Genomic DNA, 10,668 nt, shown 5'->3' with positions numbered 1-10,668 from the left:
AGGGCACCGTCCTGCCCCCGCTCGCCGCGCACCTGGCCGGACTCGGCCGCGGCACCCGGGTGGCCGAGCGGGAGCGCCTGGCGCTCGCCGGGCAGCTGGTGCTGGGGACGGACGGCTGGGCGCTGCTGGCCCTCGACCCGGTGGACGGCGCCGTCCGGGCGGTGGACCCGGACTACGCGACCGCCCGCCACTGCAACGCGGACCTGCGCGCCTTCGTCCGCTGCCTGGAGGTGTTCGCCGGCTGGTGGCCGGCTCTGCGCGGGCTCGACCCGGTGGCCGCGGGCGGGGCGGTGGACGCCCTGCAGCACGCGCTGGCGGCCGTGGACGGCACGGTCTTCACCGACCCGGAGAACTGGTGGGCCGTCATCGTCGAGCAGCTGTGGGACGGCCTCCTCTGACGGACGGCGGGCCGCCGGAAGACCGGCCCGCCCACCGGCCCGCCCACCGGCCCACCCACCGGCCCGCGGACCGGTTCCGGACCGGCGCGAATACCGCCGCACCCCCTCTCACCAGGGCCCGGATCGCGTAGCGTGGAGAGTTATGCGACTCGGTGTGCTCGACGTAGGTTCCAACACGGTCCACTTCCTCGTGGTGGACGCCCATCCGGGCGCTGCTCCGCTGCCCGCGTACTCGCACAAGGCCGAGCTGCGTCTGGCGGAGCTGCTGGACGAGGACGGCGCGATAAGCGAGGCCGGGGTCGAGCGGCTGGTCGGCCACGTCGCGTCCTCGCTGCGGGTCGCCGAGGACAAGGGCGTCGTCGACATCCTCCCGTTCGCGACCTCCGCCGTGCGCGAGGCCGCCAACGGCGAGGAGGTGCTGCGCCGGGTGGCCGCCGAGACCGGCGTCGAGCTGCGCGTGCTCTCCGGGCAGGACGAGGCCCGGCTCACCTTCCTGGCTGTCCGCCGCTGGTTCGGCTGGTCCTCGGGCCGGCTGCTCAACCTGGACATCGGCGGCGGTTCGCTGGAGATCGCCTGCGGCCTGGACGAGCAGCCGGACGTCGCCTGCTCGCTGCCGCTGGGCGCCGGACGGCTGACCGCCCGCTGGCTGCCGGGGGACGTCGCCGACCCGGAGGGGCTGCGCGAGCTGAGACGCCACATCCGGGCCGAGCTCGCCACCGTGGTCGGCGAGATCACCCGGCTCGGCCCGGCCCGGCACGCGGTCGCCACCTCCAAGACCTTCAAGCAGCTGGCCCGGATGACCGGCGCCGCCCCCGCCGACGCCGGTCCGTACACCGACCGCCGGCTCACCCGCAGCGGGCTGGCCGCCTGGCTGCCCCGGCTGTCGGCGATGACCGTCGCCGAGCGCGCCCGGATCCCCGGCGTCTCCGAGGGCCGGGCCAAGCAGCTGCTGGCCGGCGCGCTGGTCGCTGATGCCGCGATGGACCTGTTCGGGCTGGAGGAGCTGGACGTCTGTCCGTGGGCGCTGCGCGAGGGCATCATCCTGCGCCGCCTGGACACCATGGACAGCCCGGCCGACCGCCGCCGCCCGGCGCTCACCCCGTAAGCCGGGCGCGCACCCCGGGGCGCGCACCCGGGCGGCCGCCCGGACAGTCGTCCGGACCCGTCCCGACCGACCGCCGACCGACCGCCCCGGGGCAACGTGCCGATGGTCACTGCGCCGGTCGTCCCGCCCCGTTCGCCGCGTGCTCCGCATACGCTGTCTCCCGTGGTGCAACCAGCGGGCGAGGACGGAACGCAGGAGGACCGCACTCCCGGGAGCGGGCAGTCGCGGCCGGACGGCCCGCGCCGCAGGCTCGGCAAGGCGGTCACGGGCGCCACTGCCGCCCAGGCCGCCAAGCAGGCCTCGAAGGCGGTCAAGGCCGCCCAGCGCACCGCGAAGACCGCCGCGGCGAAGACGGCGCGAACGGCGAAGACGGCGAAGACGCCCACCGCGAAGCAGCCCGCCCCGAAGACGAAGCAGCCCGCCGCCAAGGCCGCCCCGAAGGAGACCCGCACCGCCCGGGCCGCCGGCGCCGCCAAGGCCGCCGTCCAGTCCGTCCGCTCGGTCAAGGCCGCCAAGCGGGACGCCGCCCGCCCGCCACTGCTGCGCACCACCGACCGGCTGGTGCTGCCCCGGCACCCGGCCCTGCACATCCCCGACACCAAGGTGGCGCTGTCCACCGCCTCGGTGTACCCGGCGAGCACCGCCGTCGCCTTCGAGCTGGCCGCCAAGCTCGGCTACGACGGGGTCGAGGTGATGGTCTGGAACGACCCGGTCAGCCAGGACATCGACGCCCTGCGCCGGCTCTCCGACGCCCACCGGCTGCCCATCCTGGCCGTGCACGCGCCCTGCCTGCTGATCACCCAGCGGGTGTGGAGCACCGACCCGTGGACCAAGCTGGTCCGGGCCCGGGCGGCGGCCGAGAAGCTCGGCGCGAGCGCCGTGGTCGTCCACCCGCCGTTCCGCTGGCAGCGCCAGTACGCCCGGGAGTTCGTCGAGGGGATTCACAGGATGGCGGGCGAGACCGACGTCCGCTTCGCCGTCGAGAACATGTACCCGTGGCGCTACCGCGACCGCGAGATGCTCGCGTACGCCCCCGGCTGGGACGTCACCGACGAGGAGTACCGGCACTTCACCATCGACCTCTCGCACGCGGCCACCTCCCGGATCGACACCTTCGCCATGGTCGAGCGGATGGGCGACCGGCTCGCCCACGTCCACCTGGCCGACGGCAGCGGCTCCGGCAAGGACGAGCACCTGATCCCCGGCCGCGGCAAGCAGCCCTGCGCCGAGCTGCTGGAGCACCTCGCCCGGACCGGCTTCGACGGCCACGTGGTGCTGGAGGTCAACACCCGCCGCTCGGCCTCCCCCGCCGAACGCGAGGCCGACCTGGCCGAGGCCCTCGCTTTTACCCGCTTGCACCTGGCCACCCCCTCGCGCGTACGCTGAGCCGTCCGGTCCGCCCGGGCGTCAAATGCCGTACGAAGGGGGACGCATGACGGAGAGTCGGAACTACCGCGAGGCCGCCGCGAGCTTCGGCGGGGTCGCCGCCGAGTACGAGCAGGGCCGCCCCGGCTATCCCGACGAGCTGTTCGACGCGCTGGAGCGGCTCTGGGGTCGCGGCCTCGCCGGTGCCCGGGTCCTGGACGTCGGCGCCGGGACGGGCATCGCCACCCGGCTGCTGGCCGCGCGCGGTGCGGAGGTCGTCGCCGTCGAGCCCAGCCCCGGCATGGCCGCCCGGTTCCTGGCCTCCTCGCCGGGCCTGCCGCTGGTCCGGGGCACCGGCGACGACCTGCCCTTCCACGACGGGTCCGTCGACCTGGTCGCCTACGCCCAGGCCTTCCACTGGACGTACCCCGAGAAGTCCGTCCCCGAGGCGGTCCGGGTGCTGCGGCCCGGGGGCGCCGTCGCCGCCTGGTGGAACGTGTACGACGAGACCGTGCCGTGGATCCGGGCCAGGAGCGAGCGGATGGCCGCCGCCCTCCCCGGCCGCTTCCACGGCTACGGCGGGATCAGCGGCCACGTCGGGCACTTCGCCCCGGCCGGCCTCGTGGTCGAACGGACGGCACTGCGCTGGGAGCGGCGGGTCACCGTCGAGCACGTGCTCACCGACCTCACCTCCCGCTCCTACCTGGCCTCGCTCAGCCCCGGGGAGCGCGCGCCGGTGCTGGCGGCCGAACGGGAGGCCATGGTCGCCGCGTTCCCGGACGGCGTCGTGGTCGAGCCGTTCAGTCTGGACCTCACCGTGGCCGTCAAGCCCGGCTGACGCCCGGAGCCCGCCCGCACCGCCGTCCGCCCGCACCGCCGTCCGCCCGCCCGCGTCCCCGCCTGCCCGCATCGCGGACGGACCGTCCGCCGGCCGGACGGCGGGCGTAGGCTCGGTACCCACAGCGGCCCCCGAACCCTCCCAGCAGCGGGGTGCCCGCGAGAGCCCCGAAGGAGTGGAGCACAGTGCCCGAGCTGAGGTCCCGTACGGTCACCCACGGTCGCAACATGGCAGGCGCCCGGGCGCTTCTCCGGGCGGCCGGCGTAGCCCGCGAGGACTTCGGCAAGCCGATCATCGCGGTGGCCAACTCCTTCACCGAGTTCGTCCCCGGGCACACCCACCTCCAGCCGGTCGGCCGGATCGTCTCCGAGGCGATCAAGCAGGCGGGCGGCATCCCGCGCGAGTTCAACACCATCGCCGTGGACGACGGCATCGCGATGGGCCACGGCGGCATGCTCTACTCGCTGCCCTCGCGCGACCTGATCGCCGACTCGGTCGAGTACATGGTCAACGCGCACTGCGCCGACGCCCTGATCTGCATCTCCAACTGCGACAAGATCACCCCGGGCATGCTGATGGCCGCGCTGCGCCTGAACATCCCGACCGTCTTCGTCTCCGGCGGCCCGATGGAGGCCGGCAAGGCCACCCTGGTCGACGGCACCGTGCGCAAGCTCGACCTGGTCGACGCGATCTCCCAGGCGGTCAACGAGAACGTCTCCGACGAGGACATCGCGATCATCGAGGAGAACGCCTGCCCCACCTGCGGCTCGTGCTCCGGCATGTTCACCGCCAACTCGATGAACTGCCTGACCGAGGCGATCGGCCTCTCGCTGCCGGGCAACGGCTCGGTGCTCGCCACCCACACCGCCCGCCGGGCCCTGTACGAGCGGGCCGGGCAGAACGTCGTCGAGATCGCGAACCGCTACTACGGCGGTGACGACGCCTCGGTGCTGCCCCGGGCGATCGCCACCCGCGCCGCCTTCGAGAACGCCATGGCCCTGGACATCGCCATGGGCGGCTCGACCAACACCATCCTGCACCTGCTCGCCGCCGCCCAGGAGGCCGAGCTGGACTTCGACATGCGGGCCATCGACGCGATCTCCCGCAAGGTGCCCTGCCTGTCCAAGGTCGCGCCGAACGGCTCGTACTACATGGAGGACGTGCACCGGGCCGGCGGCATCCCGGCCATCCTCGGCGAGCTGTACCGGGCCGGGCTGCTCAACGAGGACGTCCACACCGTGCACGCCGACTCGCTCGCCGAGTGGCTCAAGACCTGGGACGTGCGCGGCGGTTCGCCGTCCGCCGAGGCCGTCGAGCTGTGGCACGCCGCCCCCGGCTGCGTCCGCTCCGCCGAGGCCTTCTCGCAGTCCGAGCGCTGGGAGTCGCTGGACACCGACTCGGCCAAGGGCTGCATCCGCAGCGCCGAGCACGCCTACTCGGTCGAGGGCGGCCTGGCCGTGCTGTACGGCAACCTCGCCGAGGACGGCTGCATCGTGAAGACCGCCGGCGTGGACGAGTCGATCTGGACCTTCAGCGGCCCGGCCGTCGTGGTCGAGTCCCAGGAGGACGCGGTCGAGGCGATCCTCGCCAAGCGGGTCAAGGAGGGCGACGTCGTCGTCATCCGCTACGAGGGCCCCAGGGGCGGCCCGGGCATGCAGGAGATGCTCTACCCGACCTCCTTCCTGAAGGGCCGGGGCCTGGGCAAGGCCTGCGCGCTGGTCACCGACGGCCGCTTCTCCGGCGGCACCTCGGGCCTGTCCATCGGCCACGCCTCCCCGGAGGCGGCCTCCGGCGGCACCATCGCGCTGGTCGAGGACGGCGACACCATCGCCATCGACATCCCCGGCCGCCGAATCTCCCTGGAGGTCCCGGACGAGGTGCTGGCCGAGCGCCGCCGCGTCCTGGAGGCCACGGGCGGCTACCGGCCGAAGAACCGCGAGCGCCAGGTCAGCCAGGCCCTGCGGGCCTACGCCGCGATGGCCACCTCCGCCGACAAGGGCGCCGTCCGCGACGTGTCCAAGCTCGGCTGAGCCCGAGGCGAACACGGGGCCCGTACGGAACCGGAACACCGGGCCCGCACCGAACCGGAACACCGGGCCGTACGGAACCGGAACGCCGGGCCCGCACCGAACGAGGAGGAGCCGTCCCACCGGCCGGGACGGCTCCTCCGCCGTGTGCGGCGGTCGGGTGATAATCGACGGCGTGAGCGAGCAGCCCCCCACCCCCGCCCCCACTCCCGCCGGCGCCCCCGAGCCGGAGCCGATCCGCTTCTTCGGCACGTCCTGGCTCAACCGGGACAACGGCTACTGGCCGCGCCGGGTCGGCGTCTCGGCCGGTGCCCTGGCCGCGACCGCCGCCGCCGTGCTGGTGCTGCGCTTCGGCATCGAGGGCATCGCGCTCTCCGAGGACGGCACCTTCCTCAACGGGCTGCTGACCGCCGCCATCGCGGTCTGCTCGATGATGGCCGTGCGGCGCACCTGGAAGGTGCTCACCGAGGGCCGGGACCAGCTGACCGGCTGGATGGCCGAGGACAAGTCGCTCGGCGCGGTCTGGCTGATCGGCGGGGCCGGCAGCCTGGCCGCCTACTTCGTCCGCAGCCTGGTCGAGGCTCCCGGCGAGGCGGTCCGGCGGGCCGCCCACGAGCGGGCCGTCGCCCAGTACGAGAAGCGCCAGGCGGGCCGCGGCCGCCGGCCCGACACCAAGGCGCCGGGCCGGGCCAAGCGCAAGCGCTGACGGCGGTCAGGTCCGGCTGGCGGAGCCGCAGTTCCCGGTGCCCGGCGGCACCCGGTCCCGGTCGTACGGGTCCGCGGTCGGCCCGGTCGGTACCGGGCCGGGCCGCGTGGACCGGTCGAACTCCGGGTGCAGGAAGCCGTCGTAGCGGCCGCAGGTGCTGTTGCCGAAGCTCTCCACGGTCTCGTCGATCGCGAGCTTCCCCGGATCGACCTGGTACTTGGCCGGGTCGTAGAAGTGGAAGGTGTCCACCTGCCGGACGATGGTCCGGACCGTCTCCGCGAGGTCCGCGGAGCCGTTCGCCGAGGCCGCCTGGTCGGCCGTCTTCGGGCCGGGGCGCAGCGCGTACACGTAGCTGACGTCGGCCCGCATCAGGACGCCGTTCTCCCCGTCGGCCGTGACGTCGATCCGGCCCCGCACCTTGACCACGTCGGTGACCGGGACGGCCTCCCGCGGGTCGAAGCGGGTGAACCAGGCGGTGGGGTCACTGGTCGCCGAGGGGTGGTCCAGCGACGCGGCCGCGGCCTCCCGGGTGCGGCCGTCGAGCATCGCCAGCGCGGCGTCCGGGCGGCCGCCGGACACCACCTTCGGGTCCAGGTGGGCCGCCGCCAGGTAGGCCCGCACCGACTGCAGCCGGGCGGCCACCTCGTCGGCACCGAACGCGCCGGTGGCCCGGGGGGTCTTCGGCAGTTCGATCCCGTCCGTTCCGGCGGCCCAGTCCTCGGCGGGGGAGCCGGCCCACGGGTGGTCGGGGGTCGGCTGCCGTCCGTCGCGCTCCGCCGCCGGGCTCGCGGAGACCGGGTGGTCGGAGGCGTAGCCGAAGTGGGTGGAGTACCAGAACTTCAGCCCGTCGATGTTCAGTGCCACGAGCAGCACGGCGACGGTCAGCAGGACGTAGAGCGGCGTGCGCCACTCCAGGCGGCGGCGCGGACGCGGGTCGCCCCACGCGTCGACCGCCCGCGCCGGGCGAACGGGCTTGCGGACGGGCTTGCGGCGGAAGCGGCGCCCGCGCGCCGCGGGGCCGTCGTTGACCGAGCGGCGGCCGCCCGGATCGACCGGCGGGGGGTGCTTCCAGCGGGCGGACAGCATGCGGGTGCGCCCGCTCTGCTCCTTGACGGTGGCGCTGCGGACGAACTCCTCGTCCAGGACGAGGTCGGCGAACGGGTCCTTCCGGCCCGCCCCGGACGGGTCGGACCCGTTCGGCTCGTCGCCCCCGGCGGGGCGCGGTTCCGGTTCTTCGGCGATCGGCATCGCGCCAGTATGCCGACGGGGTCTGACGATCCGTCGATCGGGGGCACACCGTGTGGTGAACGTCCGCGGGACCGGTGCCGTTCGTCCGGAAGCGCGCCGGTGCGGGCGCCCGCTCAGTCCTTGCCGCGGGCCTGCTTGACCGAGCCGACCACCCCGGCGATCGCCAGCAGCAGGCCGGCCGGCAGCAGCGAGATGAAGAAGGCGCCGAACAGGCCCTCGTCGCCGAGGAACAGCTGGGCCAGCGTGTTCAGGACCAGCAGCCCGCCGGCGGCCGGGAGCGCCGACTGCCAGGGGTGGTCGTTCGCCCAGCGGCGCAGCCTCCGGTCGGTGGTGTCGCGCCGCAGCCGGCCGCCGACGGTGCCGACCAGGAAGAAGAAGAACAGGCCCCAGCCGGCCGGCGAGGCCAGCATGCTCAGCGACCAGTCCCCGGTGATCGCATCGATCCCCAGGGCCGTCGCCCCCACCACCGCACCGACCCCCGCGGCGGTCCGCCACGGGCCCACGGTCGCCGAGGCGACGGCGAGTTGCCGGTTCTCACGTCGGGACATTTCGTCGTGTGCCATGGCTCCACGGTGCGCCCGCGGGAGCCGGGAGGCCATAGGGGAAACCCCCGAGATTTCTCCCTAGGGGCCTGTCCTCCGCCAGGCGGCCGCGCGGGCGGCGACCACGGAGCCGATGGTCCCCGCGCGGGCCGCGACCACGGAGCGGACGGTCCCCGCGCGGGCCGCCGGGCGGTGCGAGGATGGCGGCAGTACCGAGGCAAGGAGCGGGAGCGGACCATGGGCAGCAGCGGAGCACACGGACAGAAGATCGCCTTCCTGGGCACCGGCAAGATCGGCGAGGCCCTGCTCTCCGGTCTGCTGCGGGCCGGCAAGGACCCGGCCGACGTCCTGGTGACCGCCCGCCGTCCCGAGCGGGCGGCCGAACTCGCCGACCGCTACGGCGTGGTGGCCGTCTCCAACGCCGAGGCCGCCAAGCTCGCCGACACCCTGATCCTCGCGGTCAAGCCGCAGGACATGGGCGCCCTGCTGGAGGAGCTGGCCCCGCACGTCGGCGCGGACCGGCTGGTGATCTCGGCCGCGGCCGGCGTTCCCACCGCCTGGTTCGAGGAGCGGCTCGCGGCGGGCACCCCGGTGGTCCGGGTGATGCCCAACACCCCGGTCCTGGTGGACGAGGGGATGAGCGTCATCTCGGCGGGCTCGCACGCGGGCGAGGAGCACCTGGCGCGGGCCGAGGAGATCTTCAGCTCGGTCGGCAAGGCGCTGCGGCTGCCCGAGTCCCAGCAGGACGCGGCCACCGCGCTGTCCGGCTCCGGGCCGGCCTACTTCTACTTCCTGGTGGAGGCGATGACCGACGCCGGCATCCTGCTCGGGCTGCCCCGGCAGGTGGCGCACGACCTGATCGTGCAGTCCGCGATCGGTGCCTCGGTGATGCTGCGGGACTCCGGCGAGCACCCGGTGAAGCTGCGCGAGGCGGTCACCTCCCCGGCCGGCACGACCATCGCGGCGATCCGCGAGCTGGAGAACCACGGGGTGCGGGCCGCCCTGCTCGGCGCCCTGGAGGCGGCCCGGGACCGCTCCCGGGAACTGGCCTCGGGCGGGAAATGACCGCTGCGCGACCCCTCCCGTAATCGCGGCGCACCCCCTACGCTCTCGCCAACATCGTCCTACCGGCCGGTAGCGCGGTTCGTGTGGAGTCCGCCTGGAGGTCCGCTTGAGTGCCGCCCCGCCCGTGGTCCCGCCCGTTCCGCCCGCCGCGTCGCCGTCCCCGGTGGCGCCCGGTCTGCGCACCGGGCGGGCCGCGCTCGCCGCCGCCTTCCTGCTCCAGGGCGTCACCTTCGCCCTGCTGGTCACCTGCATCCCGGAGATCCAGCACCGGTACGGGCTGAGCGACGGGCTGCTGCCGGTCTTCCTGGCCGCGGTGCCGGTGCTGGCCGGGGTCGGGTCGATCGCCTCCGAGCGGCTGGTGAAGCGCACCGGCGCGCGGGCCGTGCTGCGGGTGGTCCAGCCCGCCGTCTGCCTGAGCCTGGCGGCCGCCGGACTGGGCGGGGCACTGTGGCAACTCGCCCTGGCGCTGGGCGCGTTCGGGCTGCTGGTGGGCGCGCTGGACGCCAGTATGAACATGCTCGGGGTGGGGCTCCAGCACCGCTACGGCCGCTCGATCATGATCGGCTTCCACGCCGCGTTCAGCCTCGGCGGCATCCTCGGCGCGGCCCTCGCGGGCCTCGGCTCGCACTACGACCTCGGGCTGCCGCTGCTGTTCGGCACGGCCGCGGCGGTGATCGCCCCGCTCGCCCTGCTGGCCGGCGCCTTCTTCGCCGGTCCGGCCGAACTCGGCGACGCCGTCCGGGAGGCGGCCGAGGCCGCCGCCCGGTCCGTCCCCTGGCGTCCGCTGCTGCCGCTCTGCCTGGCGATGGCCTTCGCGTACATCGCGGACTCCTCGGTCTCCAACTACAGCGTCAAGTACCTCACCGACGGGCTGGGCAGCCGGGAGGACCTCGCCAAGCTCTCCTACCTGGGCTACATGGTCGCGATGCTGCTCGGCCGGGCCCTGGGCGACCGCGCGGTGCAGCGCTTCGGCGCCGTCCCGGTGGTCCGCGTCGGTGCCGCGCTGGCGGCGCTCGGCTTCGGCCTCGCCGCGGTCGCGCCCGCCGCCTGGGCGGGCATCGCCGGCTTCACCGTGCTGGGCTTCGGCATCTGCGCGATCATCCCGCAGGTGTTCGCGGCCGGCGGCCGGCTCTTCCCGGTCGACTCGGACGCCGCGGTGGCCCGGCTCAACCTCTTCAACTACGTGGGCTTCCTGGTCGGTTCGCCGCTGGTCGGGGCGATCGCGGACGCGAGCTCGTACCGCTGGGCGCTGCTCGCCCCGATGCTGCTGGTGCTCGCCGTCCTGCCGCTGGCCGACCGCTTCGCCCCGGCGCCGGCGCAGGCGCAGGCGGTGGCCCCCGCCGCCGGGTGACGGTCCCGGCCCCCGCCGCCGGG

At 74.7% G+C, this 10,668-nt stretch carries 10 protein-coding genes; 8 read left to right on the top strand and 2 right to left on the bottom strand.

From position 1 onward, the window contains the following. The 6 genes from AE652_RS16800 to AE652_RS16775 form a co-directional block, all read left to right on the top strand. A partial coding sequence (locus AE652_RS16800; RefSeq protein WP_049652205.1) for an SUKH-4 family immunity protein occupies positions 1 to 398 on the top strand: 398 nt, incomplete at its 5' end. Between the two features lie 142 nt (positions 399 to 540). Continuing rightward, complete coding sequence (locus tag AE652_RS16795) at positions 541 to 1,503, top strand: Ppx/GppA phosphatase family protein (protein WP_049652204.1); 963 nt, start codon at positions 541 to 543, stop codon at positions 1,501 to 1,503. A 558-nt stretch (positions 1,504 to 2,061) separates the two neighbouring features. Next, positions 2,062 to 2,889, top strand: a complete 828-nt coding sequence (locus AE652_RS16790; protein ID WP_079272395.1) for a sugar phosphate isomerase/epimerase — start codon at positions 2,062 to 2,064, stop codon at positions 2,887 to 2,889. Positions 2,890 to 2,935: 46 nt separating this feature from the next. Next, on the top strand, positions 2,936 to 3,706 hold the full coding sequence (locus AE652_RS16785; RefSeq protein ID WP_049652203.1) for a class I SAM-dependent methyltransferase: 771 nt from the start codon (positions 2,936 to 2,938) through the stop codon (positions 3,704 to 3,706). A gap of 185 nt (positions 3,707 to 3,891) precedes the next feature. Further along, on the top strand, positions 3,892 to 5,736 hold the full coding sequence (gene ilvD, locus AE652_RS16780) for a dihydroxy-acid dehydratase (protein WP_049652202.1): 1,845 nt from the start codon (positions 3,892 to 3,894) through the stop codon (positions 5,734 to 5,736). Between the two features lie 172 nt (positions 5,737 to 5,908). Beyond that, on the top strand, positions 5,909 to 6,439 hold the full coding sequence (locus AE652_RS16775; protein WP_082345778.1) for a hypothetical protein: 531 nt from the start codon (positions 5,909 to 5,911) through the stop codon (positions 6,437 to 6,439). A 6-nt stretch (positions 6,440 to 6,445) separates the two neighbouring features. Here the strand turns inward: AE652_RS16775 and AE652_RS16770 are convergent, their stop codons facing one another. Together AE652_RS16770 and AE652_RS16765 are read right to left on the bottom strand one after the other, a co-directional pair. Then, positions 6,446 to 7,687, bottom strand: coding sequence for a hypothetical protein (locus AE652_RS16770; RefSeq protein WP_049652201.1), 1,242 nt, complete (start codon positions 7,685 to 7,687; stop codon positions 6,446 to 6,448). 113 nt (positions 7,688 to 7,800) lie between these two features. Then, entirely contained in the window at positions 7,801 to 8,250 is a 450-nt protein-coding gene (locus tag AE652_RS16765; RefSeq protein WP_143204615.1) for a hypothetical protein, read from the bottom strand. A 216-nt stretch (positions 8,251 to 8,466) separates the two neighbouring features. Here AE652_RS16765 and proC point away from each other — a divergent pair, with 216 nt between their 5' ends. Then, positions 8,467 to 9,294 carry a pyrroline-5-carboxylate reductase gene (gene proC / locus AE652_RS16760; RefSeq protein WP_049652199.1) on the top strand — a complete coding sequence of 276 codons (828 nt, stop codon included), beginning with the start codon at positions 8,467 to 8,469 and terminating at the stop codon, positions 9,292 to 9,294. Between the two features lie 175 nt (positions 9,295 to 9,469). Further along, positions 9,470 to 10,645 carry an MFS transporter gene (locus AE652_RS16755; protein ID WP_049652206.1) on the top strand — a complete coding sequence of 392 codons (1,176 nt, stop codon included), beginning with the start codon at positions 9,470 to 9,472 and terminating at the stop codon, positions 10,643 to 10,645. Positions 10,646 to 10,668 lie beyond the last annotated feature (23 nt).

The sequence above is a fragment of the Kitasatospora sp. MY 5-36 genome (assembly GCF_001182915.1).
Lineage (GTDB): Bacteria > Actinomycetota > Actinomycetes > Streptomycetales > Streptomycetaceae > Kitasatospora.
Note: the sequence above shows the minus strand (reverse complement) of the source record. Positions and strands in the feature narration are given on the sequence as shown.